Here is a 25,451-nt window from a genome sequence, read left to right on the forward strand (position 1 = left end):
GCGGGTTCGACCCTGTCTAGCTTTGCCCCTCCAACCACTCAGTCCAAGCAGCCTTCGCGCGATCTGTGTAGGCTTTGTAACGATCTGTGCGACCACGTCGTCCGCCTTTGAGGCCTTCTACGGGGCGAAACAGTCCGAAATTCACATTCATCGGCTGGAACGTTTTTGCCTCTGCTCCGCCTGTTATATGATGCACCAAAGCGCCCGTTGCCGTATCTTGCGGCAGCTCAGAGAGCGGTGTTCCCTGGATTTCTGCGGCGGCAAGTCGACCTGCAAGGAGGCCCATCGAAGCACTTTCAACGTAGCCCTCAACACCTGTGATCTGACCCGCAAAGCGGATGTGCGGCTGCGATTTCAGACGCATTTGATTGTCTAGCAAGGTCGGCGAGTTAAGGAATGTATTGCGGTGGATACCACCAAGACGTGCAAAAATCGCATTCTCAAGTCCGGGAATGGATTTAAAGACATCAGCTTGCGCGCCGTATTTCATCTTCGTTTGGAAGCCTACAATATTATAGAGCGTACCAAGCGCATTGTCGCGACGCAATTGCACCACGGCATAGGCTTTCACGTCTGGTTGATGCGGGTTGGTAAGGCCAACAGGCTTCATTGGCCCAAACCGCAACGTTTCGCGACCACGTTCAGCCATGACCTCAATCGGCAGGCAGCCATCGAAGTATTTCGCGGTTTCGCCTTCGTGAAACTCGGCCTTATCCGCTGTTAATAAAGCGTCAATGAACCCTTCGTATTGCTCTTTGTCCATTGGGCAGTTGAGGTAGGCAGTGCGCTCTTCCTCGGTTTCGCCTTTGTCGTAGCGCGATTGCATCCAAGCTTTGCTCATGTCGATGCTGTCGGCATAGATGATCGGGGCGATCGCATCAAAGAAGGCTAATGCGTCTTGGCCGGTCTCCGCGGCGATGGCTTCACCAAGATGGGACGAGGTCAAAGGACCCGTCGCAATGATCCAATGACCATTTGAAGGAAGCTCTGTAATTTCCTCATAATCAACAGTTATTAATTCATGATTATTGATTTTTTCTGTCACACCAGCAGCGAAGGCTTCACGATCCACAGCCAAAGCACCGCCCGCAGGAAGACGATGTTCACCCGCCATTTCCATAATCAAACCGCCCGCCTGTCGCATTTCCCAATGCAGCAAACCGACCGCGTTTTGTTCGTGATCGTCCGAGCGGAATGAATTGGAACAGACCATTTCAGCAAGGTCACTCGACTTATGCGCAAAGGTTTCCACCTTCGGGCGCATCTCGTAAATGACGACGTTGATGCCCAAATTGGCCGCTTGCCATGCTGCTTCGGATCCAGCGAGCCCGCCGCCGATGATATGTAGAGTTTTATCCATGCCGCGCATGTAGGTCAGCACGCGGCAATTAGCAAACTTTTAACTCGGGTCTGAAATAGGATCGAGCGGCAGGTCAGAGGGCACGCGAACTGGAACACCTAAGCGGTCATGACGGCTAATTGGATCTTCAAGCGCACGCAGGAATCTCATGAAGTAATCAATTTCGATATCACACAGCTCGACAGGTTCGATTTCAGCGGCCATCGCGATGCGCAGCACTTCTGCAAGATCATCCATCGGTTCCCAGTCTTTAGCGGATTCACCTAACTCGTGAAGCGCAGCTTGACGGCGGTCATAGATGCCTAGACCTTCAAACCGGTCGAGGTGGTGGCGCACCATCGCCTCTAGGTCTAATATGCGCCATTGTGACCGTATGGTGCACTTAGCGTCACATTGCGCAGGCTTGGGGTACGGAAACGATATTTGTCGTCCTCAACGCCGGAAATCATGCCGCGACCCGCATCCGCATAGGCGTCGTCTTTGCCGGGGCTGAATTGCGGAAGGCCGATTGCGTGGAAACCATGATCGGTTTGGAACTTGCCAGAATGGCATGAGGCGCAGTTACCCTTGCCATAGCATATTGCCATTCCGGACATCTTATCGATGCTCAACGCGTCTTCTTTGCCATTGAGATATTGATCAAACGGGCTGTCAGTGGCGCGAAATTCATAGGTAATGAATTGCGACAGGGCATTGCCTATGTCAGTGATATGCAGCGGTTGGTCTTTGCCAATGATCCAGTCGAAGGCCACCCGGTATTCGTCAATCGCTTCAACTTTGTCTTTGATTTGTTGCCATGCGCCGTTCGGGCCATGAATGATTTCGGCACCTATGGCGTCAGCGATCGGGTTTTCGCCAGGGTGCCCCGCCATTTCATCGTGGCTGAGGATCAGGAGAATGTTTTGCGCAGCAAGAGCGGTTGGCACGGGCCGCTCCAAAGTGCGGCCCTCAGGCATAGCGATGCCGTACATCGCCTCTCGGTTTAACTGAACGCGACCGTCATGGAACATCACGGAAAATTCGCGTGCACCTAAATTGAAAAGAGCAGGGGCATTGCGCGGGATGCGTGCTTTCGGAGCATTGCCATTCACGACTTCGCGAAGACAACCTAAGCCTAGCCCCCCTTCACCAATCGACAAAGACATCGCATCACCGGTTCCCAAAGCAGGATGATGGCACGTTGCACAAGCTATATCGTCATTGCCAGACAGCACCGGATCAAAAACAATTGACGCCAGAGTGTGACGATCTCCGTATTTAGCACAGGGAAGTCGGAAGGCATTAGGGGGTTTGGCAGATCGGATGCCGTTGCCATGCACGTACTACTCAACAAAAGGACGGACGTAAGAAAATAGCGCATTTGAAAAATCCCTGAAACTCGAAGCATCTCGCGCGGTAAATATCACGCGTCTGTGATCAGGGTGTGTATAACTGTTGGCCCAGGCAAATGATGAATTGGAAACACTGCGGTACAGCTTTGGAAACAGCGATGTAAAAGGACACAATAAAATTTACAAATATTAGGGTTAATGCGGTCTCGACACGCGGAAGCCCATTTGCCTACGATAAAGGACGCCAACACAATCGTCTCCACATTGTAGCAAATCGCACTATGGAAGTGACCAATGCCCATCAATTGTTTCGCGCTTAGTCTTGCGTCCAATTTGGCGGTCGTTTGTCCAAAAACGCAGCAATTCCTTCTTCTGTATCGCGGTAGAGCATGTTTTCCACCATTACGTCGCCCGTAAAGTCATATGCCTCAGCCAGTGGCATTTCGATTTGCTCGTAGAACGCTGATTTACCGATTTTCACTGCCGCCCCAAGCTTGGTCGCGATGGTTTCAGCCATATCTTGGGTTTCACTTGCCAGCGTATCAGCCGCAACTACACGGTTAATCAAACCTAAATATTCGGCACGATCCGCATCGATAAATTCGCCGGTTGTCAGCATTTCAAACGCCTGTTTTCGAGGGATATTGCGCGTTAATGCAACCATTGGGGTTGAACAAAACAAACCGATATTCACGCCATTCACGCCAAAGCGCGTGCCCTGCGCCGCAACGGCAAGATCGCAGCTTGCCACCATCTGACACCCCGCGGCAGTCGCGATGCCATGCACTTGTGCGATAACAGGTTGGGGCAGGGCGCGGATGCTTTGCATCATGGCGGCGCATCGATCAAAGAGATCTTTGAAATACGCCTTGCCGCTATCCGCATTTTGACGCCCAGACGTCATTTGCTTCAAATCGTGTCCTGCACAAAAGGCTTTGCCCGCGCCAGATAAGATGATCGCGCGCACAGAGTTGGTTTCGCGCAACTCATGAAACTGCGATTGAAGCGCTGCGATCATTTCATCAGAGAGCGCGTTCAGCCGCTCAGGTGCATTCATATGAAGATGCGCAACCGCACCTGTGCCGCGACGTTCTAGAATTGCCATCTTGCTCTCCATCCTGTTGTTGCTGAAACTGTAGAAGCTAGAAGCGCTGGAGAAAAGCCATGGACCTCAAATTGGATGCATATGGATTAAACGCATTGATGCGTGCAGAGTTTTCGCAAGTGGCGGGTGATTTCGTCGTGGAAGACGTCAAACCGATGGAAGTAAGCGTGCGTATGCCTGTCGCGGAGAAACATTTGCGTCCCGGGGGTACAATCAGTGGTCCAACCATGTTCGCACTGGCAGATGTATCAATGTACCTCGCAGTTTTGGCAATGCTCGGACCTGTAACGCTGGCAGTTACCACCAATTGTTCCATAGATTTCATGCGAAAGCCCGTAGCTGACGTTGATTTGATCGCAAAAGCGCGTCTGCATAAGCTGGGGCGATCACTTGCTGTTGGAGATGTATTGATACAATCTGACGGCAAGGCCGAGCCTGTGGCAAGAGCCTCATTAACCTACGCGATTCCGCCAAGATGAGCACTAAAACCGCTCAGTTGAGCTTCAAAGCGATAGGGCTCTTGTTGCTGACCATTCTTTGCTTTGATGTCATGTCGATCTTGGTCCGCATCCTGAGCACAAGCTACAGCGCTCAAGAACTTTCAGCTTATCGCAACGTGTTTGGCATCATTCCATCACTTGCTTTGTTAATCTGGACGGGAGAGCTGCGCTTTAAGGCAAGTTCATTCAAAATTGAGAACCCAAAACTCGCAATAGGACGCGGTGTTGTGGTGGCCGCGGCGCAACTTTTCTTCTATTCGGCGCTTGCACAGCTAGAACTCGCGACAGTTGCCACATTGGGTCAAACAAACGCATTCTTTGTGGTCATTCTGTCGGTACTCTATTTGAGCGAAAAGGTGGGGATCTGGCGGATCGCGGCCTTGATCATCGGCTTCGCTGGGGTCATTTGGATCTTGCGACCTGGATCTGATGCATTCAGCTTGGTCGCGATCCTGCCGGTGGGGGCAGCAGCCTGCTATGCGTTTGCCATGGTGAGTGTGCGAAAGTTCGGATCTAACACATCTAACGCCCTTTTGTATCTATATTCCTCTATCGGTTCAATCATAGGAGCCATTATTCTTGCTGCTTTCACAGCTGAGTTTTCAGGGGTCCACAGCTGGACGGATGCGGGTCTAATCCTACTTATGTCGACGATAGGCGGGATCGGCGTTTTACTAATGATGATCGCGTTCCGCATTGCCAGCCCGTCTGTCTTGGCTCCGTTCTGGTATTTCGGCATTTTGACTGCGGGCCTGTTTGGCTGGCTCCTGTTTGGAGAAGCGCCGCTAGATACGTTATTCCCCGGCGTCTTGTTGATTGTGGGCGCTGGTGTTTTGATCATCTGGCGCGAACGCAAGCGCGCATAAAAAGCGGCAGCCCATGACATACATTAAAGCCACCGAAGTAAGAGGTTCGTTAAACTTTGGAACAGTCCGAAGCGCGTTTTAGACGCGGCAGAGGAGCGGCCGGACGTTGTGCGCTTAACCTCGCCACAGTTGCCGGATGTTGGGCAAAGGGCTTTGATTCAACGCTTGATGGGGCAGGTGGCAGCCAACCCGAGGTCGGGCGTGATGCATTACCCTAATCGCACAACATTTCAGCCCGCGCGCGAGGCGACGTTGCATTGGCTGCAAGGCACTCCGTTAGGGGCCATTGATGAGCAAGACGTTGTTTTATCGTATGGTGGACAGAATGGGGTGAGCCTTGTGCTGCAATCCATTCTAAGCGGTCCAACACCAGTAGTTTTGGTGGAAGAACTGTTTTATGCAGGATTTCGATGGGCGGCAGCCTTGTTGCGCGCAGAGGTCATCGCAATGCCCATGGATGCACGCGGCGTGATCCCCGAAGCGATTGCCGCCATTGCCAAATCCCACGATGTTCAGGCCATTTGTACGTCGCCGGAGGTCCATAATCCAACGGGTCTGTTTACACCCGTTGAGCGGCGCGAAGAGATAGTCGAGGTCGCCAGAGACAATGATATTCAGATCATCGAAGATGATTGCTACCGCATGGGAGCTTCACGCGCGCCGAGCTATCGTATGCTCGCGCCAGAGCGAGGCTGGTATGTCTACTCAATCTCGAAAACCTTAACGCCCGCCTTGCGCATTGGCTTTGTGGTCGCGCCAAAACCAAGTGTTTCTGCGTTGCGCCGCTCGGCAGAGCATGGATTCTTCGGCCTCGCGATCCCCTTGGCAGATCTAGCAGAACGTCTTTTGGTCGATCCGCAAGCCGCTGAATATGCTTCTAAGGTGAACGAGGTTTTCGGAAAATATGTGCAGACCTGTGTGAATACCTTGGGGTGTTATGACTTAACATGGAATGAGGATGTGCCATTTGTGTGGTTAAAGCTTCCCGAAGGGTGGCGAGCGTCGGCCTTTTGCCAAGCCGCCGAAAGCGAGAAGGTTCAAATTCGCCCCGCAGAAGATTTTGCAGGGCGCGAAGCACGCGCCCCTCAAGCAGTGCGCATCGCAATAAATGCCCAAATCGCGCATGATCATTTTGAAAGAGCGATGCTGCGTTTGAGGGATTTACTAGATTCTCCGCCAGAACGGATCGGTGTTTGATGGGGTATCATTATACCTAATTTTTAAGATGCTGTTTTTGTTTGATTATATCAGATTAAGGACGCTTGACGTGAAAATTCGAGTGCTTATAACGCCTCTATTCGACGCGGTCATTGCTGCGTCACGTGATTAGAAAAGACCTATAAGGTATATGTCGATGAAAACTTACTCTGCAAAGCCAGCAGACATCGAAAAGAAATGGATCATTATCGACGCTGAAGGCGTTGTTTTGGGCCGTCTCGCTTCGATTGTTGCTATGCGCTTGCGTGGCAAGCATAAAGCCACCTTCACGCCGCACATGGATATGGGCGACAATGTCATCATCATCAACGCTGAAAAAGTGCAGATGACCGGCAAGAAGCGCACAGACAAGAAGTATTACTGGCACACGGGCCACCCGGGCGGCATCAAGTTCCGCACGGCAGGTCAATTGCTTGAGGGTGATTACCCAGAGCGCGTGATGACCAAAGCGGTTCAGCGCATGCTGCCAGGCGGTCCTTTGTCCCGCCAGCAAATGACGAACCTGCGTGTGTACGCTGGTGCAGAGCACCCGCATGAAGCACAAAACCCAGAAGTTGTGGATGTGAAGTCCATGAACTCCAAGAACACACGGGTATAATCATGGCTGATCAAGTAAATTCTCTCGAAGAGCTCGGCGCAGTTGCCGAAGGCGTTGAAACAGCGGTTGTAGAAGCTGCTACTTTGCGCGAATCCGTCCGTGATGAGCTAGGCCGTTCCTATGCGACCGGTAAGCGTAAAGACGCGGTTGCCCGCGTTTGGATCAAGCCAGGTTCCGGCAAAGTTGTCGTTAACGGTAAAGAAATGGCTGCATATTTCGCGCGTCCGGTTTTACAAATGATTCTGCGTCAGCCGTTCACAGTTGCGGGCGTTGAAGATCAGTTCGACGTCATGGCGACGGTTAAAGGTGGCGGTCTGTCCGGTCAAGCGGGCGCGGTAAAGCATGGTATCTCTAAAGCTTTGCAGCTTTATGATCCCTCCTTGCGCGGTGCTTTGAAAGCAGCTGGCTTTATCACACGCGACAGTCGCGTTGTGGAACGTAAGAAGCCTGGTAAGCGTAAAGCGCGCCGTAGCTTCCAATTCTCTAAACGCTAAGTTCGAACCTTCGAATTTACCATACAAAACAAAGGGTTGCGTATTTCGCAGCCCTTTTTTTTATTTGTAGCAGAATTGTAGTAGACGCTGTGTATGTTGACGTTATGGTTTAATGAGCGCCTCCGGCGTGCAGTTTCTGACCTGACGTTGGATAAGTTGATCTTGAGGGAGGCCGCATCGGGAAACTTCTGAGCCACTCGAACAGACGTGCCTACATCAATCATGTGCGCGACCAAGAGCGCACTATTAAAGCTTTTCCACCTGTTTCACCTGAGATTGAAAAGGCTGCTGATGGTTTCTCCCTTAAGCACCAAATTAGCCTCGCTTGTAAGGATGTGGATCGGAATAAGGATTACTGCGCAATTACTGCAATCGCGCACGCGCAGCGACCCGGGAGATTGCAGAGAAGACCTCAGGTTGCGACACGTGTTGTGGCATATGCCCTATACCTTTCAGCACCGTAAGATTGGCATGTTCTATTTGATTGACCAACAGCTCGGAATGGATGGATAGACTGACAATCGTGTCCACGTCGCCGTGAAGCAGCTCTGTTGGCACCGATATTTCACCGTATCTCGGGATTAGCGTGTTGATATCGGGCAGCAAACGAACGCGTTGTCGCGCGTTCACAACCATCGTTTTGCGTCGCAATGTGATGCCAGGGCCGAAATGACGCGCGTAGCCTTCTGGTGCACCTTGAGGTTCGAAAACTCCCTCAAGGGCGTAGGCAACATAAGATTTTGGCACCCACGCTGTCAGGATCGGCACTAAAAGATGTGCTCCCCAAAAGGACGATGTTGCACGGTAGAGCGGGTCGATGGGCGTGCTCCAAATATTGGAAGGCGCGGCGAGCAAGATCAGTCCAGAGAGAGTATCGGGGTGATGCACGGCCCATGCGAGCGCGACCGCGCCGCCAAAGGATTGGCCCAACACGATAGGGTGATCTGCGCCGAGTTCTGCAGCTGCTGCCGAAAGCAGCGCTGCTTGTTCCTCAAGGCTCTCGCCGTGTTTGTGAAGTCGCGGCGTGTAACCAAAACCAGGCCGATCCAACACGATCACTCGATAGTCTCTCTCAAGCTGAGCGACCAGCGTATGAGTATAGTCGCGAGTAGAGCCTGACGCACCGTGGATCAGCACTAGATCCGGCCCCTCGCCACGCACAACTGCGTGGACCTTGTAACCGTTTACCTCGATGATTTGGCCCTCAGGCGGGTAGGCCTTTTCCGCAGCAGCCTCACGGACGTTTGCGCGCCAAAGCGTTATCGCCGCAAATGCGATGAGGATAAAACCTGTAATGATCAGAGTCTTACCCACCAATTTCCGTCACATCATAGGGGGTTGATTGATAGATTTCATTCACCCAGTTGCCGTACAGCAGATGCGCGTGGCTGCGCCACTGGTTCTGCGGCGGTTGTGTTGGATCATTATTGGGGTAGTAATTCATCGGCACATGGATCGACACGCCCTCCACAACATCGCGGTCGTATTCTTGCTTAAGCGTGCCTGTATCATACTCGAAATGATTGAAAATATAAAGCGCACGGTGCTTTGGATCTTCTACCAAACACGGGCCTGCGTCATCGCTCGACAACAGTGTGGTGAGGTCGGTGTTCCGATCAATCTCGGCTTGATGCATCTCTGTCCATCGGCTTACGGGGATTACGCAATCATCTGAAAAGCCACGCAAATAAGGTGACGCGGATGCCAAATTCGAATGGCGATAACAGCCAAACAGCTTGTGATCCAAAATATGTTTTTGAACGCCGTGGAAATGATTGATCATCGCCATGCCGCCCCAACAAACGCCAAATGTGGAATGTACATGGGTCTGAGTCCATGCAAAAACCTCGCGTAGTTCTTCCCAATAGGTGACCTCGTCGAATTCCAAATGCTCGATCGGAGCACCAGTGATGATCAAGCCGTCGAACTTCTCATCCTTCACCTCGGAAAATGGTCGATAAAAGCTTGCCATATGTTCCGCCGCTGTATTGCGCGTTTTGTGTTCGCTCATACGGATAAGGGAGAGTTCGATTTGCAAAGGCGTCGCGCCAATGAGGCGGGCAAACTGGTTTTCCGTCTGGATCTTCTTAGGCATCAGGTTCAGCAAAGCAATCCGCAAAGGGCGGATGTCCTGACGCGCTGCTTCGTCCTCGGAGACAAGCATCACGCCTTCTCGCTGAAGCACGTCATAGGCAGGAAGGTCAGCAGGGAGTTTTATCGGCATCGCACCGGACTTTCTTTGATTTTAATGAGGTAGATAGGTCTAGGGCTGATGTGCAGCAAGGGAGTTGGCGATCACATCTACGAATGTGGCCTCGGAGGTGATGGTTTCCCACGCGCACGCATCTACGGTTATTCCAAAGTTTTGCGCCATTTTGGCGTAGCGCGGCTGGCGGTGTGCAAGGGCCTGTGCATAGGTCCAACGCACAAACCCATCTGGATCAACATCGATCTCTTTCATATTGTTATCGTTGAGGTATTCATCCCAAACACGCTTCAAGAATTCGGGCTGATAGGACATCGGTTTCGGCTTTTTATCAAAGCGTGCAACGAGGGCGTCCGTATGCGCATCACCACCTCTGATCCACACCATCAGGCAGTCCTCGGCCAGCTTGCTTAGCAATGGATCATTTGGGTCATTCGGATCAACCCATTCGCAAATAGACCCGCCAGTGTCGCAGATAAAATTGTCATAGCCATAGATTGATTGGCCGCGTTCAATAAAATGCGCTGTGTCTTTCAACGCCGAAATCTCTGCCTTGCGGAATTGATCTTGGCGGTGCTGATACTCTGCGAGCGGCAGGCCACCTTGATCGGGGTTGCCCGGTTTACCCAAATAGGCTGCAACTGGGCGCAGATCGTGATCATGCACGTTAACGCCAAAATGGATCAGATCCTGCATCAACATCTCGCGTAGGAAGGGTGTTTTCATCGCCTCGCGTTTGAGATTGTCGATGATATGTTCGTTCATTTGGCGCGTGCCGATGCGATAATCCACGGAGTAGTGAAACCAGTCGCCTTGTTCGGCGAGCATTTCGGACACATGGGTTTTACCAAGACCCGACATCGCGAAGATCAAAACGCGTTTGTGAGGAGCGTCGCGCCAAGCTTGCGCAGTGGGATAAAGCATGTGGCGGTCCTTTGCGCAACTAACGATACCGCCTTGCTACTTTGCGCGGCGAAAGGCGTCAACGGCGCGTCCATCGAGAATAAGCAAACCGACGGCCAGCAATCCAAACCCAAGATAAGCGCGCGGATGCAAGGATTCGCCCAAAAATACCGCGCCAAGTACGATCGCTATTGGCGGCACGAGCAAGGTTACCAACATCAAGTTACCGCTACCCGCTAATGCAAGGATGCGGTAATACAGTAGATAGGCCATCGCTGTCGCGATCACCACAAAGTAGCAGATGGCAAGCCATGTGATGGGTGCAAGTGCAAGCGTGATCGGCCCCTCAATGATCCAAGCAGCAGGGAGCATGATTATGGTTGCGCCTGTGAGCATTCCTGCAGCCGCAACTTCGGGGGGCAGGCAGCTTAGACGTTTACGTGCCCATATCCCTGCAAAAGCATATGAAATCGTACCAGCTATGATTGCCAATTGCGCTAGGGAGCGCAAATCGAAACTCATAAGATGCCGAAACCCGATGGCTGTGGCTACACCGCAGAACCCGATGATGACACCCAGCAGTTTTCGAAGGCTTAAGGTTTCATCTGCAAAAAACAAAGACGCGAGAACCACGCCAAAAATCGCGGTCCCTGCGTTGAAAATGGAAATGAGGCCGCTCTCGATGGTCAATTGACCCCAAGCCATCAATGAAAAAGGGATTGCATTGTTGAGCAAGCCCATCCCAAGAAACCCGATCCACACCTCGCGCGAACGTGGGATTGGGATGCCACGCAGCCACACATAAAGCCACAACAGACACATGGCCCAACCCGTGCGATGCGCCACAGAGGTCAGAAACCCGATCTCATCAAGCGCAATCCGAATGGACAGGAACGAGCCGCCCCAAATCAAACCCAAAACGCCCATAAGCATCCAAGCGAGGGGGGATATGTCTTTACTTTGTATCATGGGAACCCATTGCAGCTTAGCACACGCTGGCTCAATCCGAAATCCGCGCTTTGCGGGTCTCTGACCAGATATTATAATAGTTGCCCGCAAATATGAGCGCGGCCCCCACGAACACCCAAATATCAAGCGCTTCGCCAAAGACCAACATACCAACCACAGCAATTAACGGTAGACGGGTGAAATCTATCGGCATGACAACGGTCGCAGGTGCAATGCTCAGCGCTTTGGTCAGACAAAAATGCGCGATTAAACCAGCGAGGCCGACCAAACCTAAAAGCGGTGCGCTTTCTGTTGTTGGCAAGCGAATATCGCCATCTAATCCGGCGCAGATCAGTCCAAAAACGGCCTGTGTCACAGTGAGATACGCCAAGATTGAGGTCAGACTTTCCGTCTTCGTCAATCGCTTGGTTAACAGCCCCGTCAGCGCGAAACAAATCGCGGCAATCGCTGCCATCACAATACCTGCATTCAGCGGCGTTGCCCCGGGACGTGTGACGATCAAGATGCCGATGAAACCTAATACTGCCGCCACTATACGCGGACGCGTCATGCGTTCGCCCAAGAAGATAGGCGAGAGAATCAAGATCCAGATGGGGGAAGTAAACTCAAGCGCAAAGACCTGCGCCAATGGGATGACCGTGATTGCGTAGAACCACAAGTTTTGCCCAGCGAAGTGAAACAAATTACGGATCACATGGGTAGGGGCAGATCCCGGGCTCAAATCGTTCAGAGTCCCGAAAAACGCCGCAAACAAAAAGACTATCATGATGCCCGTTAAAGAACGATAGAGCATGATCTCGAAGGTATCATACCCCTCCGCCAGCCAACGCCCCGCAACCGCCATGAAGGAAAACGACAAGATTGAGCCGATCATCCAAAGCGCCGCGCGCAGTTCGGGGGCAAGCGTGTCCTTCATCTTGTCTCTAAACTATCTTTGGGGGTATCATTCCCACTCAATAGTACCGGGTGGTTTGGACGTAATATCATAGGTCACACGGTTGATCCCCGGCACTTCGTTAATGATCCGCGTCGCCGTTTCGCCAAGAAATTCGTGGCTAAACGGGTAGTAATCCGCCGTCATGCCATCAACTGAGTTCACGGCGCGTAAGGCGCAAGCAAAATCATAGGTACGCCCGTCACCCATCACGCCAACAGTGCGCACAGGCAAAATCGCAACGAAAGCCTGCCAGATTTCATCATAGAGGCCATGCTTGCGGATTTGATCGATATAGACCGAATCTGCTTCGCGTAGGATATCAAGCTTTGCGCGGGTGATCTCGCCAGGGCAGCGAATGGCCAGTCCTGGACCCGGGAAAGGATGACGGCCGATGAAAGAGGCTGGTAGGCCAAGCTCGCGGCCAAGCGCGCGCACTTCGTCCTTGAACAACTCACGCAAAGGTTCGACCAGCTTCAAACCCATCTTTTCGGGCAAGCCACCCACATTATGATGTGACTTAATAGTGACGGACGGACCACCAGAAAAGCTCACACTTTCAATCACATCAGGGTAGAGCGTGCCCTGCGCTAGGAACTCTGCACCGTCAATCTGGCCCGCGTATTTCTGAAACACATCAATGAACAAACGGCCAATGATCTTACGCTTAGTTTCTGGATCGTCTTGCCCATCCAACTCGCCCAGGAACAATTCCTGCTCTTCTGCGTGAATGAACTGAATGTTGTAGTTGTCGCGAAACATCGACACGACCTCATCCGCTTCGCCCTTACGCAGCAAGCCGTGATCCACGAATACGCAGGTCAATTGATCGCCAATCGCTTTATGAATAAGCACTGCCGCGACAGAACTATCAACGCCGCCCGAAAGACCGCAAATGACTTTCTTGTCGCCAACTTGTGCGCGGATCGCCTCGATCGCTTGATCGCGATATGCATCCATCGTCCAGTCGCCTGTAAATCCAGCAAGGCGTACAAAGTTCTCGTATAATTTCGCGCCGTTCGGCGTGTGATGCACTTCAGGATGAAACTGCACCGCGTAAAAATTGCGTGCGGCATCCGCGGTGATCGCGTAGGGCGCATTAGGGGAGGTGCCAAAGACCTCAAACCCTGGCGCGAGTGCGCTGACGTGATCGCCGTGGCTCATCCAGACTTGTTCGTTGCCCTCTGCGAACCAACCCTCAAGCAAAGCCAATGTGTTTTGAGGTGTCACAAACGCGCGGCCAAATTCAGCAGTCCCACCACCGCCAGAAATCTTGCCGCCGTCGACCTCGCCACCCAACTGTTGCATCATGACTTGCTGGCCGTAGCAAATGCCTAATACGGGCACGCCGTACTTAAAGAGGCTTTCGGGGGCGCGCGGCGAGCCTTCGCGTGTCACACTATCAGGACCGCCCGAAAGAATAACCGCTTTCGGCGCAAAATTCGCCAAAAACGCATCGGTCACGTTTTGAAAGGGGTGAATTTCACAGTAAACATTTAGCTCGCGCAAACGACGCGCGATAAGCTGTGTGACTTGGCTACCAAAGTCGACGATGAGAAGGCGGTCATGGGATATATCTGTCATATCTGTGCTCTAGGGCAGGGCGCGACAGAGGTCAATTCGGATGCCCTACCAAAATTTGCGATACAGGGGACAAATATCTGAATAAAATCACGTCGAATACATCGACAGGACAACAATTTGAAACCTCGCTACACTATTCTTCAAGTTAAAAATTCGCTAAAAGCATGAACCTTTACGAGGCAGCCTTTGGCCTAACACGCGGCTTTATCCATGAAGGTGGTGATTGTCACGGGCGAAACAAAACTGGCTTTCGCCGCGAAAGAACTGATCGCAAAAACAAGCAAAGACTTTGGCGTTGCTGATCCGTTCAAACCCGTGTTCGAGATTGCGTTTGAAACCAATGATGTTGAGCGAGCGTTAAAAACCGCAGTGGAGGCAGGCGCGGTTTCGCAAAAGAACCGACGCAGATGCCGTGTGGGCAAACCGTTTCATTCGTGAGCGATCCAGACGGTATTTTGTTTGAAATATGTTCACCCGTCGCAGGCTCTGCTTGGTCCAGATCGTGTATCAGCGCTTCTGATTTCGCACCAAAGGTCGCTTTTCCACCGCAAAGGCCGCAAACCCGCGGTGCGAGCGCAGAAAGTTTGCTTATCAAAGCCTCACATTGTCAGCACCCTTCAAACGTAAGGATCAAAGGTATGGCCGAAGCAGCACGCACACGTAGAACCCGTGGAGGTGGCGGCGCAGCACGCCGGGCAGAACGCACATCCGTTAGCTTTGACACCGCCAAATACATCGAGCGCAATATCCCGAACTATGAAGTTCTGAGCGAATCCGCGCTGGATGTAATCGAGGCAAATGCCGAGAAAATCCTTGAAGAAGTAGGTGTAAATTTCGTCTCCAACCCTGCAGCGCTTGAGCTTTGGCGCGCGGCAGGCGCGACCATCGAGGGCGAGCGCGTGCGCATTCCAAAAGGTTTGGCGCGCGAACTCTGCAAGACCGCGCCGTCGAGCTTTACCCAGCACGCGCGCAATCCTGAGCGCAACGTGGTTATCGGTGGCAACACGTTGGTCTGCGCCCCTGTATATGGCCCGCCCTTCGTGCGCGACGCAGAAGGTGGCCGTCGTTACGCAACGATGGATGATTTTCAGAAGTTTGTTAAACTCGGCTATATGTCCAAGTGGTTGCACCACTCTGGTGGCACAGTTTGCGAACCGACAGATGTCGCCGTGAACAAGCGCCATCTTGATATGTTGCTCGCGCACATGACGCTCAGTGATAAACCGTTCATGGGCTCCGTCACCGATCCAAGCCGCGCGCAAGATAGCGTCGAGATGTGTGAAATTCTGTTCGGCAAAGAGTTTGTTCAGGAAAACACAGTGATGACCTCGCTCATCAATATTAACTCACCGATGACGTTCGATGATATCATGATGGGCGCTTTGGAGGTGTATGCGCAGAACAACCAAGCCTGCATCATCTCGCCCTTCATCGTTGGTGGCGCGATGGCACCCGTTTCGGTTGCAGGCACGTTGACACAAGTTTTAGCGGAACTGCTCGCAGGAATCGCCTATAGCCAACTCATTCGCCCAGGCGCGCCAGTCATTGCAGGCGCCTTTGTGACCTCGATTGACATGAACTCTGGCGCTCCGACATTTGGCACACCAGAGGCCAGCCATATTCTTTACGGTGCCGGTCAACTTGCACGGCGTTTGGGTCTGCCGTTCCGTTCTGGCGGGGGGCTTTGCGGGTCGAAATTGCCCGATGCGCAGTCCGCGTATGAAACAGCCAACACCCATAACGCAGCGCTGCTTGGTGGCGTAAACTTTATGCTGCATTCTTGCGGCTGGCTTGAAGGTGGGCTGGTCTCATCCTTTGAGAAATTCGTGGTGGATGCGGATCAGTTAGGAATTTTGCATCATATAGCGCGCGGAGTTGAGATTGACGAGAATGCCCAGGCAATGGATGCCATTCGCGAAGTAGGCCCCGGCGGACATTACCTTGGCTGCGCGCACACGCAAGCCAACTTTAAAAGTGCGTTCTGGCGCACGGATGTCTTTGATTATAAACCATTTGAGACGTGGTATGACGAAGGCGCGCGCGACACTCAAACCCTTGCAAGCGCGCGGGTGGCACAGATGTTGGCCACCTACCAACAACCAGCTCTTGATCCGGAAATCTTAGCCGCGCTAACCGCTTATGTTGAGGACAGGAAAGCCTCTATGCCAGACGCTTTCGTCTAAGCTATCCGGACTGGTTCGCGAAGCGCCGGCTTTCGGCGATGAGGGCAATTAATTTTTCTATATGATGCGCGGCACTGTAAACATAATCGCGCGTTTTTCGTAGACTATTTTGGTGTTTCTCAGGATCGCTTTGCAGCTTTTATTACAATTTTAGGAGACCTAATTGGGTGATGTTTTGATCGGGTAACTCAAAGTCAAAAGTCGACCCCCTGTATCCTCCCATGCAGAGAGTTGATCTAACGGCGCTTCGTGAAAACGAGCACCATTTGGTTGCCTAGGACCTGTGGAGAGCGCATCCCAGCTATGCATTTGCGCCGCTGGCAAACGCAGGAATGTGTGCTAAACCATCGACAACACTCTTTTCGTTTCTATGCTTGAGAGGGCTTTACGATGCGCGATCTTAAAATTCCCGACCAACGTCACCCAGAAAAAGCCCATCGTCCTGACAATGCGCAGCCCAAGAAACCAAGCTGGATTCGCGTGAAAGCGCCCACCGGTGCTGGATATAAAGAAACCCGCAATATTTTGCGCAAGAACAAGCTGGTGACAGTCTGCGAAGAGGCGAGTTGCCCGAATGTAGGTGAATGCTGGAACCAAGGTCACGCGACCATGATGATCATGGGCGACATTTGTACACGCGGTTGTACGTTTTGTAACATAGCGACGGGTAAGCCTGATGCTTTGGACGCGTTTGAACCTGGCAGGGTGGCCCATGCGGTTGAAACGCTTGGTTTGAACCATGTTGTGATCACCTCTGTGGACCGGGATGATCTGGCTGATGGCGGTGCCGAACATATTGCGCAGACCATTCGCGCTGTGCGCCACCGCGCACCCGAAACAACGATTGAGGTTCTGACACCTGATTTCCTAAAGTGCCCTGTGAGCGCGGTTGAAGCGGTCGTTGAAGCCCGTCCCGATGTGTTCAATCATAACCTCGAAACCGTCCCGGGCCTTTACCCGACCGTACGCCCCGGTGCGCGCTATTTTCATTCGTTGCGTTTGTTGCAGCACGTGAAAGAGATGGATCCGACGATTTTCACAAAGTCGGGCATCATGGTTGGTCTGGGCGAAGATAAGCAGTCTGTTCAACAGGTTATGGACGACATGCGTGCCGCTGACGTGGATTTTCTGACCATTGGTCAGTATTTGCAACCCACGCCCAAGCACCATGGCGTTGCACGCTTTGTCGAGCCTGAGGAGTTCGCAGCCTACGAGAAGGCAGCCTGGGGCAAGGGGTTTTTGATGGTCTCAGCCACACCTTTGACACGCTCTTCGTACCATGCGGGCGATGATTTCGCGCGCTTGCGCGATGCCCGCGCTGCAAAACTTGGTTGAACTACCATTTTTTCTAGAAAAATTGACACCCGCACAGCGTAAAGGTCTTGCGCAGTATCTCAAGCTGTCATAAACGCACGCTATTAAATTCCTCAGGTGGGGTTGGGCTTTTGAGGGAGAAATCCTCAAAATGTCCGCCGGTTTGAACATTCGTTCATCACCCCCACCAAGGCGAAACCGGAAAAAGGAAGACTCACATGGCTCTACCAGAGTTCACCATGCGCCAACTGCTTGAAGCAGGCGTACACTTCGGCCACCAAACGCAGCGTTGGAACCCACGTATGGGTCCGTTCATCTACGGCGCGCGTAATGGCATACATATCATGGACCTTACACAGACCGTTCCAATGCTCGACGCAGCGTTGAACGCTATCCGTGACACCGTCGCTAAGGGCGGCCGCATCTTGTTTGTTGGAACAAAGCGTCAGGCAGCAGCACCGGTTGCAGCAGCAGCTGAGCAGTGCGCACAGTATTACATGAACCACCGTTGGTTGGGTGGAACGCTGACAAACTGGAAAACAGTTTCTCAGTCGATCAACCGTCTTAAGTCCATCGACGAGAAGTTCGAGACAGGCTTTGAAGGTCTGACCAAGAAAGAACGCCTCGGCATGGAGCGCGACCAAGGTAAACTTCAGGCATCCCTCGGCGGTATCCGCGAAATGGGCGGCGTTCCTGACCTCATCTTCGTCATCGACGTGAAAAAAGAAGCATTGGCAATCGCAGAAGCCAACAAGCTCGGCATCCCTGTTGTTGCTGTTGTTGACTCCAACTGCTCACCTGATGGCATCGACTACATCATCCCGGGCAACGACGACGCGGCACGCGCAATCGCACTTTATACAGATCTCGCGGCACGTGCTGCGCTTGACGGCATGTCTGCTCAGCTTGGCGCCGCTGGTGTTGATCTTGGCGCGATGGAAGAAGCACCTGTTGAAGAAGTCGTAGCCGAAGCAGCACCTGAAGCACCAGCTGCAAGCTAAGCCTTAAGTATTTATTGAGCGAGGGCAGGGACCACCCCGCCCTCGTTTTCCCCATTTTAGGAGATATGAAAATGGCAATCACAGCAGCCATGGTTAAAGAATTACGCGACGCATCCGGCGCAGGCATGATGGACGCGAAAAAAGCACTCACAGAAGTTGACGGCGACATGGAGGCAGCAATCGATTGGTTGCGCACCAAGGGCCTCGCGAAAGCGGCAAAGAAGTCCGGTCGTACGGCAGCAGAGGGTCTTGTGGCTGTTGCGGTTGACGCCGGCAAAGGCGTTGCAGTCGAAGTGAATTCCGAAACTGACTTCGTTGGTAAAAACGCAGAATTCCAAGAGATGGTTGGCGGTATCACGGCAGTTGCAATGAGCGTGTCCGACGTAAAAGCACTCGCAGGCGCGGATATGGGCGGCAAGCCTGTTTCTGAGGTTCTTACAGACAAGATCGCGACGATTGGCGAGAATATGTCCCTGCGTCGCATGTCCGCAGTCGAAGCGCCTGCTGTCGTGTCCTACGTGCACAACGCAGCGACAGCTGGCATGGGCAAAATCGGCGTTCTCGTTGGTCTGTCCGCCGATAACGAAGCGTTCGGCAAGCAGGTAGCGATGCACATCGCGGCGGCAAATCCAGCGGCTTTGTCCGAGGCAGATCTGGACCCAGCAATCGTTGAGAAAGAGAAGCAAGTTCAGATGGATATCGCACGCGAGTCCGGCAAGCCTGAGCAAGTGATCGAGAAAATGATCGTGGGTCGCATGAAAAAGTGGCTCGCAGAGAGCACGCTTTTGGGCCAAGCGTTTGTGATCAACCCAGACCTGACTGTTGCTGAAGCCGCGAAAGAATCTGGCGTCGACATCACTGCATTCGTGCGTCTTGAAGTTGGCGAAGGCATTGAGAAAAAAGAAGAGGATTTCGCGGCAGAGGTTGCAAAAACAATGAAGGGCTAAACACTTTTCATCTTTTCTTTAGTTAAGAGAGTGCCGCGCAATTTGGTTTGTGCGGCGTTTTTTTGGATTGCGTGAGAGCACTCATTGTTTTTTTGACTTTGTTTGTCGCAATGTCGAACTTTCCCAAGTTATCGAGACCGAGAAGAGAGGCGTAGTCACCACCGTGAGATATGCGAGAGTGGCCATTTAATTAAGTTTTTAAACGACTAGGGCAAGAAAATCGGGAAAGGGGGCACAGCTTTTATTTCTAATAATGGATGACCTCAGCAATCAGTGCCAAAGATAAATGTTAAAAGATAAGTCAGTCTAAACACCGTTCCTCCAAGTAAAAGGACAATACGACTCATCAAAGATCAACAAAAATTTCCTCTTAGTATTGCCAACAATATTGATGAAGGAACGCTAATATTTACGATGGGTGCATTGGTGATCAACCTGATTAAACTCACTCTTAGAACGCAATGTTGTTAATTAATTTCAATAACTTGACTCTAACGTTCGCTAAGACTAACGCATGCGAGCTCATCCCAGAGATGGCCCCAACTGCACGCACCCACATTGTTCAAAGCGCACCGCATCATCTGCGCATAGCGATACAATCCGTTACCGATAAACAGCTTCATGTATTTAGGATCATGGTTCGTCAAAAGGACAAAGTCATCAGGATCCCCTAATAAGGTTTTCGACATGATATGCGGAAATTAGTAGCTGATACGATCAAAGCCATATTCTGTCATCTTCGCGCAGTGCTTGGTCCAAAGATCTTCTGCCGATTGCGCGGCCGTAAGGCCTTCGAGAAATGCGCGCAGTTCGCTCAATTAGGTTTTAGCCAAATGCGCGCGCAAAGCGTCGAGCGCCAACAGATAACTCTGCGCGCCAAATCCCGCGATTTGACCAATCGCAACTGGTGCAATGTGGGAGTGATGTCGAAACGGTTCGCGCGCATGAATATTGCTCAGATGAACCTCGACGCACGGCAGCTCGACGGAGGCGAGGGCATCATGCAGCGCCACCGATGTGTGCGTATACGCACCAGCATTTAGGATGATACCGTCTTGCGTGGATTTAGCAGCGTGGATCGCGTCGATCATTACACCTTCATGATTGGATTGTGCGAAGGCAATCGCAGCCTCCGGCGCATGCGCGTGGCACATCTGTTCAATGTCCTTGAGCGTGGTCGCGCCATAAACCTCGGGTTGTCTTGTGCCCAACAAATTCAGGTTAGGCCCATTCAGGATCAATACGCGCATTTTACTCGGTCTCATTTGTTCAACGATGAGTGTGCCGCAGTCAGGCATCCAGTGTCTAGAGGGGAAAACCTAGTTTTTCTAAGCTTTCCCTAGATAAAAAGTTTACATAATATTGATTATACGCATTATACAGTCAGTATCCAATGTCCATCTAAGCCCGCCTACTAAACTGTTCGCGCATTGTGAATTAGAAGGCTGCGACATTAAATATGCGTCGCAACCTGCTCACTTCATTAAGCTTAAAAGAACGCCTGTAAGCCAGTTTGTGCGCGACCAAGGATCAACGCGTGCACATCATGTGTGCCCTCGTAGGTATTTACCGTCTCGAGGTTCACCATATGACGGATAACGCCGAATTCTGCCGAGATGCCATTGCCGCCGTGCATGTCCCGAGACATGCGTGCAATATCAAGAGCTTTTCCACAGTTGTTACGCTTCACAATCGAGATCATTTCTGGCGCAGCGTTAGCGGCGTCCATCAAGCGACCTACCTGCAGGCTGGCCTGTAGACCCAAGGCGATCTCTGTCTGCATATCGGCGAGCTTTTTCTGGAACAGCTGTGTTTGCGCCAAAGGCTTTCCGAATTGCTTGCGATCAAGCCCATATTGACGCGCTCCGTGCCAGCAGAATTCCGCAGCCCCCATCACGCCCCAGCTGATCCCATAACGCGCACGATTCAAACAGCCAAACGGACCTTTCAGACCCTGCACATTCGGCAACAACGCATCTTCGCCGACTTCGACATTGTCCATGACAATTTCACCAGTGATAGACGCGCGCAGGCTCAGCTTGTTGCCAATCTTTGGCGCGCTCAGACCTGACATGCCTTTTTCAAGCACGAAACCGCGGATCTTGCCACCATGCTCTTCCGATTTCGCCCAGACCACGAACACATCCGCGATTGGACTGTTGGAAATCCACATTTTAGAGCCTGTGATCTTATACCCCGTCGTAGTTTTCACAGCGCGTGTTTTCATACCACTGGGATCAGAGCCTGCGTCAGGTTCGGTCAATCCAAAGCAGCCGATCCATTCGCCACTTGCCAATTTTGGTAAGTATTTCTTGCGCTGCGCTTCAGAGCCATAGGCGTAAATCGGATACATCACCAAGGACGATTGCACTGACATCATAGAGCGGTATCCGCTATCCACACGCTCCACTTCGCGCGCAGCAAGACCGTAGCTGACGTAGCCAGCACCAAGACCGCCGTATTCTTCTGGGATCGTCGTGCCAAGCAGACCCATCTCACCCATTTCGCGGAAAATTTCAGGATCAGTCTTTTCTTCGACATAAGCCTCTAGTACCCGCGGCAATAGTTTTTCCTGCGCATAGGCGCGTGCGCTATCTGCAATCATGCGTTCGTCTTCGCTAAGTTGCTCCGACAGACGGAACGGATCATCCCACTGAAAATTGCTCAAGTCTGGTTGATCTTTCGCGCGCAAAGCTGGTGCATTCGCTGACATTTCGTTCATCTATCCACTCCGGTTTCTGGGCCGACTGGCCATATTCAAGCTCTTGTATAGACGCAATTCTTGAAAGACGCTAACAAGAGTATTGCACAACTTCATGAGTTTTTAGAATATGCCTGCAACATTCTTGCCCCGACGATATCTGCCTTCGCTATCGTCCTTGCGTGCGCTGGAGGCGCTCGATCGCCTCGGCACGGCCACCGCAGCGGCAGAGGAGTTATCGCTGACGCAAAGTGCTGTATCGCGGCAATTGCAGATTCTGGAAGAGCAGCTTGGCGCACCATTAATCACGCGCGAAAAGCGTCGTATGTATATGACAGACGCAGGTGCCCGCTATGCCAGTGAGGTTCGCACGGCCCTCGCGCAGATTACGCGAGCTGCGATGCAGCTTCATGTGCAACCGGGTGCTGGTGGTCTCAGTCTGGCTATTCTGCCTAGCTTTGGCATGCGTTGGTTAGTGCCGCGCTTAGCGCAGTTTGCGGGGCTTCATCCAGAAGTGACCGTGAATCTGTCTACGCGCATGAAAGCGGTGCAATTTCAAGCTGAGCCTTTTGATGCAGCCATTCACTATGGGAATGGTCATTGGGATGAGTGTCAAAGCATCTTGTTGCGCGAAGAAACCCTCATCCCTGTTTGTGCACCCGATTTTTTGGACCGCCTGCCGCTAGATAGCGCAGAGGCGCTCTGCACCCTGCCCTTGCTGCATATCGAGACGCGACCAGAGGCATGGCGCAGATGGCTTGCCTCCCACAATGCGCCACCGCCCAGTCTTGCGGGCGCGCAGTTCGATCAATTTTCAACCATCACTCAAGCCGCGATCCATGGGCTTGGCATTGCGCTACTACCCGATTTTATTGCGGAACAAGAACTGCGTGCGGGCCGCCTTATCACTGCTTTTGGTGGGCCCACACGTTCGATTGGGGCGTATTATTTGGTTTGGCCGAACCGCAATGCGCAAAACCCGACCTTGGCGGTGTTTCGTGACTGGATCTCAACGCAGGCCGAAGGCGAGGACTGGTTGCCGCGCTAGGCTTTAGCCGAACGCATACCCTGCCCCACGAATCGTGCGAATAGGATCAGCTCCGCCTTCGGCTGTCAGGGATTTGCGCAAGCGTCCCACATGCACATCGACGGTGCGTGTGTCCACAAATGCATCGCGGCCCCAAACATGGTCCAGCAATTGCTCTCGCGGCCAAACGCGGCCGGGTTTTTCCATGAATTGGCTAAGCAATCGGTATTCGGTTGGACCGAGTTTTAGCTCAACACCTGCACGGGTCACTTTGTGAGTTTCACCGTTCAAAATGATATCCTCAAACACCAATTGCGCACCAAGGGCGGCAGGTCTCGTGCGCCGTAATTGCGCCTTCACGCGCGCCATCAGTTCTTTCACAGAATAGGGTTTTGCAACGTAATCATCCGCCCCTGTTTCCAAGCCACGCACCTTATCCACGTCCTCAGAGCGCGCGGAGAGTATAATGATCGGGATGGCTTTCGTGGTCGTGTCTGATTTAACCTGCCGACAAACCTCGATCCCCGACATCTCAGGCAGCATCCAATCCAGAATGATCAGGTCGGGCACGTTTTCACGCGCGAGCAACAGGCCTTCATCGCCACTTTCAGCTTGGAGAACGCGGTAACCCTCCGCTTCCAAATTATAGGACAGGACTTCGTGCTGCGCGGCTTCGTCTTCAACCACTAGAATACAAGGTTGAACCGCGTTCATGCGATCAGACCTTGGAAATAGAGCTGTCGGTTGAAGACAAGTCACCCTTTTGGCGTGCTTCTTCCGGCGCGCCGCCTGTCACGAGATAGACCACTTGTTCTGCGATATTTGTCACCAAATCCCCCATGCGTTCCGTATTTTTGGCAATGAAGTGCAGGTGCATACAAGGGGTAATGTTGCGCGGGTCTTCCATCATAAAGGTAAGGAATGTGCGAAACTGCGCATTGTACATCTGATCGACGTCTTCATCCTGCGAGATGACGGCCATGGCGAGATCCGCGTTGCGCTGCACATAGGCGTCAAGCACGTTTTTCAGCATCCCTTGCACCTCACGCGCCATGCGGCGCAGTGATGTATGCGCGCCCGTCACCTCTGGTAGATCGTCCAGAACCGAGGTGCGTTTGGCCATATTTTTCGCGTAATCGCCGATACGTTCAAGGGCAGCGCTGATCTTGATCACCGACAGGATCAGACGCAGGTCAATCGCCGTGGGCGCACGCAGCGCAATGACGCGCGCAGCCTTTTCATTGATTTCCAGCTCCAGCGCATCGATTGCCTTGTCGCCGTTGCGCACCTGTTCGGCCAATTCAATATCGCGTGTTTCAAGCGATCTGGCGGCGTCAATGATGGCGGCTTCGACCATACCTCCCATTGTCATGATCTGCGCTTGGATCGCTTCGAGATCGCGATCAAACGCGGAAGAAATATGAAGGTTGCTCATCGCTTTATCCAATCCGTCCAGTGATATAGCTTTCCGTACGCGGATCGCTGGGTTTGGTGAAGATCTGGTTGGTATCGCCGTATTCGACCAAGTTTCCAAGGTGAAAGAACGCCGTTTTTTGACTGACACGTGCGGCTTGCTGCATGGAATGGGTGACAATCACCACCGCAAAGTTCTGGCGCAGCTCGTCGATCAGCTCTTCGACTTGTGCAGTGGCAATAGGATCGAGCGCCGAACAAGGCTCATCCATCAACAGCACTTCGGGCGCAGTGGCCACAGCACGCGCGATGCACAATCGCTGTTGTTGCCCACCAGAAAGCCCCGTGCCCGGTGCGTCAAGGCGGTCCTTTACCTCATCCCAGATCGCAGCTTTACGGAGCGACATTTCCACGATTTCGTCCAAATCAGATTTTGCACGCGCTAGACCGTGGATACGCGGGCCGTATGCGACGTTGTCATAGATTGATTTCGGGAATGGATTGGGCTTTTGAAAGACCATGCCAACCTTGGCGCGCAATTGCACAGGATCAACGCGACGATCATAAATGTCTTCGCCGTCAATCAAAATATCGCCCTCGACACGGCAGATATCAATCGTGTCATTCATCCGGTTCAAGCAGCGCAGAAATGTGGATTTACCGCAGCCAGACGGCCCAATGAAGGCTGTGACTGTTTTGTCCTCAATCTCGACATTCACGTCTTTGATCGCGTGATTGTCGGCGTAATAGACCTGCACGTCTTTGGCGGAAATCTTGATTGTATCCATTAATCTATC

The 25,451-nt window shown here is 52.4% G+C and carries 27 protein-coding genes and 1 pseudogene; 12 read left to right on the top strand and 16 right to left on the bottom strand.

What is annotated here, in order from left to right:
* Positions 1-16: 16 nt before the first annotated feature.
* The 4 genes from trmFO to QZ280_RS11655 form a co-directional block, all read right to left on the bottom strand.
* On the bottom strand, positions 17-1,360 hold the full coding sequence (trmFO, locus tag QZ280_RS11640) for a methylenetetrahydrofolate--tRNA-(uracil(54)-C(5))-methyltransferase (FADH(2)-oxidizing) TrmFO (protein ID WP_293444427.1): 1,344 nt from the start codon (positions 1,358-1,360) through the stop codon (positions 17-19).
* Between the two features lie 39 nt (positions 1,361-1,399).
* Complete coding sequence (locus QZ280_RS11645) at positions 1,400-1,699, bottom strand: hypothetical protein (protein ID WP_293444429.1); 300 nt, start codon at positions 1,697-1,699, stop codon at positions 1,400-1,402.
* 11 nt (positions 1,700-1,710) lie between these two features.
* Positions 1,711-2,679 carry a cytochrome c peroxidase gene (locus QZ280_RS11650; protein ID WP_365734617.1) on the bottom strand — a complete coding sequence of 323 codons (969 nt, stop codon included), beginning with the start codon at positions 2,677-2,679 and terminating at the stop codon, positions 1,711-1,713.
* Between the two features lie 328 nt (positions 2,680-3,007).
* Positions 3,008-3,808, bottom strand: coding sequence for an enoyl-CoA hydratase (locus QZ280_RS11655; protein WP_293444431.1), 801 nt, complete (start codon positions 3,806-3,808; stop codon positions 3,008-3,010).
* Positions 3,809-3,855: 47 nt separating this feature from the next.
* Here QZ280_RS11655 and QZ280_RS11660 point away from each other — a divergent pair, with 47 nt between their 5' ends.
* The 6 genes and pseudogenes from QZ280_RS11660 to QZ280_RS11685 all read left to right on the top strand — a co-directional run.
* Positions 3,856-4,275, top strand: coding sequence for a PaaI family thioesterase (locus QZ280_RS11660; protein ID WP_293444433.1), 420 nt, complete (start codon positions 3,856-3,858; stop codon positions 4,273-4,275).
* Positions 4,272-5,162, top strand: a complete 891-nt coding sequence (locus QZ280_RS11665; RefSeq protein ID WP_293444435.1) for a DMT family transporter — start codon at positions 4,272-4,274, stop codon at positions 5,160-5,162. Before QZ280_RS11660 ends, QZ280_RS11665 begins: the two co-directional genes overlap by 4 nt.
* 108 nt (positions 5,163-5,270) lie before the next feature.
* Positions 5,271-6,359 (top strand): PLP-dependent aminotransferase family protein, encoded by a 1,089-nt coding sequence (locus QZ280_RS11670; protein WP_293444437.1) that lies wholly within the window; start codon positions 5,271-5,273, stop codon positions 6,357-6,359.
* A 157-nt stretch (positions 6,360-6,516) separates the two neighbouring features.
* Positions 6,517-6,978: a 50S ribosomal protein L13 gene (gene rplM / locus QZ280_RS11675; protein ID WP_040779219.1), complete on the top strand. Its 462-nt coding sequence runs from the start codon at positions 6,517-6,519 to the stop codon at positions 6,976-6,978.
* Positions 6,979-6,980: 2 nt separating this feature from the next.
* The gene (rpsI, locus tag QZ280_RS11680) at positions 6,981-7,472 is read left to right on the top strand and encodes a 30S ribosomal protein S9 (RefSeq protein WP_293444442.1); all 492 of its coding nucleotides are present in this window, start codon (positions 6,981-6,983) and stop codon (positions 7,470-7,472) included.
* A gap of 111 nt (positions 7,473-7,583) precedes the next feature.
* Positions 7,584-7,702, top strand: a pseudogene (locus QZ280_RS11685) (IS3 family transposase); the annotation flags it as partial.
* Positions 7,703-7,835: 133 nt separating this feature from the next.
* Here the strand turns inward: QZ280_RS11685 and QZ280_RS11690 are convergent.
* From QZ280_RS11690 to guaA, 6 genes are read right to left on the bottom strand one after another with little or no spacing between them, the layout of a single operon-like run.
* Positions 7,836-8,786: an alpha/beta hydrolase gene (locus QZ280_RS11690; RefSeq protein WP_293444444.1), complete on the bottom strand. Its 951-nt coding sequence runs from the start codon at positions 8,784-8,786 to the stop codon at positions 7,836-7,838.
* A complete protein-coding gene (metA, locus tag QZ280_RS11695) occupies positions 8,779-9,696 on the bottom strand; it encodes a homoserine O-succinyltransferase (RefSeq protein WP_293444446.1) in 918 nt (305 codons plus the stop codon). Before metA ends, QZ280_RS11690 begins: the two co-directional genes overlap by 8 nt.
* Before the next feature lie 39 nt (positions 9,697-9,735).
* The gene (locus QZ280_RS11700) at positions 9,736-10,602 is read right to left on the bottom strand and encodes an ATPase (RefSeq protein WP_293444448.1); all 867 of its coding nucleotides are present in this window, start codon (positions 10,600-10,602) and stop codon (positions 9,736-9,738) included.
* A 36-nt stretch (positions 10,603-10,638) separates the two neighbouring features.
* Positions 10,639-11,550, bottom strand: a complete 912-nt coding sequence (locus QZ280_RS11705; RefSeq protein WP_293444450.1) for a DMT family transporter — start codon at positions 11,548-11,550, stop codon at positions 10,639-10,641.
* A gap of 31 nt (positions 11,551-11,581) precedes the next feature.
* Positions 11,582-12,466, bottom strand: coding sequence for a DMT family transporter (locus QZ280_RS11710; protein WP_293444452.1), 885 nt, complete (start codon positions 12,464-12,466; stop codon positions 11,582-11,584).
* 27 nt (positions 12,467-12,493) lie between these two features.
* The gene (gene guaA / locus QZ280_RS11715; protein ID WP_293444454.1) at positions 12,494-14,068 is read right to left on the bottom strand and encodes a glutamine-hydrolyzing GMP synthase; all 1,575 of its coding nucleotides are present in this window, start codon (positions 14,066-14,068) and stop codon (positions 12,494-12,496) included.
* A 210-nt stretch (positions 14,069-14,278) separates the two neighbouring features.
* On the opposite strand from guaA, the gene QZ280_RS11720 reads away from it, so the two are divergent.
* Positions 14,279-14,506 carry a hypothetical protein gene (locus tag QZ280_RS11720; protein ID WP_293444456.1) on the top strand — a complete coding sequence of 76 codons (228 nt, stop codon included), beginning with the start codon at positions 14,279-14,281 and terminating at the stop codon, positions 14,504-14,506.
* A 200-nt stretch (positions 14,507-14,706) separates the two neighbouring features.
* The gene (locus tag QZ280_RS11725) at positions 14,707-16,251 is read left to right on the top strand and encodes a trimethylamine methyltransferase family protein (protein ID WP_293444458.1); all 1,545 of its coding nucleotides are present in this window, start codon (positions 14,707-14,709) and stop codon (positions 16,249-16,251) included.
* A 1-nt stretch (position 16,252) separates the two neighbouring features.
* Here QZ280_RS11725 and QZ280_RS16395 read toward each other — a convergent pair whose 3' ends face one another.
* On the bottom strand, positions 16,253-16,387 hold the full coding sequence (locus QZ280_RS16395) for a DUF6477 family protein (RefSeq protein WP_365734739.1): 135 nt from the start codon (positions 16,385-16,387) through the stop codon (positions 16,253-16,255).
* A gap of 254 nt (positions 16,388-16,641) precedes the next feature.
* Here QZ280_RS16395 and lipA point away from each other — a divergent pair, with 254 nt between their 5' ends.
* The 3 genes from lipA to tsf all read left to right on the top strand — a co-directional run bounded on the left by lipA (position 16,642) and on the right by tsf (position 19,513).
* Complete coding sequence (gene lipA, locus QZ280_RS11730; protein ID WP_293444460.1) at positions 16,642-17,586, top strand: lipoyl synthase; 945 nt, start codon at positions 16,642-16,644, stop codon at positions 17,584-17,586.
* A 197-nt stretch (positions 17,587-17,783) separates the two neighbouring features.
* Positions 17,784-18,566: a 30S ribosomal protein S2 gene (gene rpsB, locus QZ280_RS11735; protein ID WP_293444462.1), complete on the top strand. Its 783-nt coding sequence runs from the start codon at positions 17,784-17,786 to the stop codon at positions 18,564-18,566.
* A 71-nt stretch (positions 18,567-18,637) separates the two neighbouring features.
* Positions 18,638-19,513 (top strand): translation elongation factor Ts, encoded by an 876-nt coding sequence (gene tsf / locus QZ280_RS11740; protein ID WP_293444464.1) that lies wholly within the window; start codon positions 18,638-18,640, stop codon positions 19,511-19,513.
* Positions 19,514-20,331: 818 nt separating this feature from the next.
* On the opposite strand, the gene aroQ is transcribed toward tsf, so the two are convergent.
* Positions 20,332-20,763 carry a type II 3-dehydroquinate dehydratase gene (gene aroQ / locus QZ280_RS11745; RefSeq protein ID WP_293444466.1) on the bottom strand — a complete coding sequence of 144 codons (432 nt, stop codon included), beginning with the start codon at positions 20,761-20,763 and terminating at the stop codon, positions 20,332-20,334.
* Between the two features lie 239 nt (positions 20,764-21,002).
* On the bottom strand, positions 21,003-22,226 hold the full coding sequence (locus QZ280_RS11750) for an acyl-CoA dehydrogenase (protein WP_293445168.1): 1,224 nt from the start codon (positions 22,224-22,226) through the stop codon (positions 21,003-21,005).
* A 118-nt stretch (positions 22,227-22,344) separates the two neighbouring features.
* On the opposite strand from QZ280_RS11750, the gene QZ280_RS11755 reads away from it, so the two are divergent.
* Positions 22,345-23,262, top strand: coding sequence for a LysR substrate-binding domain-containing protein (locus tag QZ280_RS11755; protein WP_293444468.1), 918 nt, complete (start codon positions 22,345-22,347; stop codon positions 23,260-23,262).
* Between the two features lie 3 nt (positions 23,263-23,265).
* Here QZ280_RS11755 and phoB read toward each other — a convergent pair whose 3' ends face one another.
* Genes phoB through pstB form a run of 3 tightly spaced genes read right to left on the bottom strand, consistent with a single transcriptional unit; the run spans position 23,266 to position 25,442 of the window.
* On the bottom strand, positions 23,266-23,955 hold the full coding sequence (gene phoB, locus QZ280_RS11760; protein WP_293444470.1) for a phosphate regulon transcriptional regulator PhoB: 690 nt from the start codon (positions 23,953-23,955) through the stop codon (positions 23,266-23,268).
* Between the two features lie 4 nt (positions 23,956-23,959).
* On the bottom strand, positions 23,960-24,676 hold the full coding sequence (phoU, locus tag QZ280_RS11765) for a phosphate signaling complex protein PhoU (protein ID WP_293444472.1): 717 nt from the start codon (positions 24,674-24,676) through the stop codon (positions 23,960-23,962).
* A gap of 4 nt (positions 24,677-24,680) precedes the next feature.
* Positions 24,681-25,442 (bottom strand): phosphate ABC transporter ATP-binding protein PstB, encoded by a 762-nt coding sequence (pstB, locus tag QZ280_RS11770; protein WP_293445170.1) that lies wholly within the window; start codon positions 25,440-25,442, stop codon positions 24,681-24,683.
* Positions 25,443-25,451: the final 9 nt, after the last annotated feature.

The organism is Planktotalea sp. (assembly GCF_018607995.1).
Taxonomy (GTDB): domain Bacteria; phylum Pseudomonadota; class Alphaproteobacteria; order Rhodobacterales; family Rhodobacteraceae; genus Planktotalea.

Coding starts and splice junctions, on each gene's coding strand:
- trmFO (WP_293444427.1), bottom strand. CDS start 1,360: ATGGATAAAACTCTACATATCATCGGCGGCGGGCTCGCTGGATCCGAA.
- QZ280_RS11645 (WP_293444429.1), bottom strand. CDS start 1,699: ATGGTGCGCCACCACCTCGACCGGTTTGAAGGTCTAGGCATCTATGAC.
- QZ280_RS11655 (WP_293444431.1), bottom strand. CDS start 3,808: ATGGAGAGCAAGATGGCAATTCTAGAACGTCGCGGCACAGGTGCGGTT.
- QZ280_RS11660 (WP_293444433.1), top strand. CDS start 3,856: ATGGACCTCAAATTGGATGCATATGGATTAAACGCATTGATGCGTGCA.
- QZ280_RS11665 (WP_293444435.1), top strand. CDS start 4,272: ATGAGCACTAAAACCGCTCAGTTGAGCTTCAAAGCGATAGGGCTCTTG.
- rplM (WP_040779219.1), top strand. CDS start 6,517: ATGAAAACTTACTCTGCAAAGCCAGCAGACATCGAAAAGAAATGGATC.
- rpsI (WP_293444442.1), top strand. CDS start 6,981: ATGGCTGATCAAGTAAATTCTCTCGAAGAGCTCGGCGCAGTTGCCGAA.
- metA (WP_293444446.1), bottom strand. CDS start 9,696: ATGCCGATAAAACTCCCTGCTGACCTTCCTGCCTATGACGTGCTTCAG.
- QZ280_RS11700 (WP_293444448.1), bottom strand. CDS start 10,602: ATGCTTTATCCCACTGCGCAAGCTTGGCGCGACGCTCCTCACAAACGC.
- QZ280_RS11705 (WP_293444450.1), bottom strand. CDS start 11,550: ATGATACAAAGTAAAGACATATCCCCCCTCGCTTGGATGCTTATGGGC.
- QZ280_RS11710 (WP_293444452.1), bottom strand. CDS start 12,466: ATGAAGGACACGCTTGCCCCCGAACTGCGCGCGGCGCTTTGGATGATC.
- guaA (WP_293444454.1), bottom strand. CDS start 14,068: ATGACAGATATATCCCATGACCGCCTTCTCATCGTCGACTTTGGTAGC.
- QZ280_RS11720 (WP_293444456.1), top strand. CDS start 14,279: ATGAAGGTGGTGATTGTCACGGGCGAAACAAAACTGGCTTTCGCCGCG.
- QZ280_RS11725 (WP_293444458.1), top strand. CDS start 14,707: ATGGCCGAAGCAGCACGCACACGTAGAACCCGTGGAGGTGGCGGCGCA.
- lipA (WP_293444460.1), top strand. CDS start 16,642: ATGCGCGATCTTAAAATTCCCGACCAACGTCACCCAGAAAAAGCCCAT.
- rpsB (WP_293444462.1), top strand. CDS start 17,784: ATGGCTCTACCAGAGTTCACCATGCGCCAACTGCTTGAAGCAGGCGTA.
- tsf (WP_293444464.1), top strand. CDS start 18,638: ATGGCAATCACAGCAGCCATGGTTAAAGAATTACGCGACGCATCCGGC.
- aroQ (WP_293444466.1), bottom strand. CDS start 20,763: ATGCGCGTATTGATCCTGAATGGGCCTAACCTGAATTTGTTGGGCACA.
- QZ280_RS11750 (WP_293445168.1), bottom strand. CDS start 22,226: ATGTCAGCGAATGCACCAGCTTTGCGCGCGAAAGATCAACCAGACTTG.
- QZ280_RS11755 (WP_293444468.1), top strand. CDS start 22,345: ATGCCTGCAACATTCTTGCCCCGACGATATCTGCCTTCGCTATCGTCC.
- phoB (WP_293444470.1), bottom strand. CDS start 23,955: ATGAACGCGGTTCAACCTTGTATTCTAGTGGTTGAAGACGAAGCCGCG.
- phoU (WP_293444472.1), bottom strand. CDS start 24,676: ATGAGCAACCTTCATATTTCTTCCGCGTTTGATCGCGATCTCGAAGCG.
- pstB (WP_293445170.1), bottom strand. CDS start 25,442: ATGGATACAATCAAGATTTCCGCCAAAGACGTGCAGGTCTATTACGCC.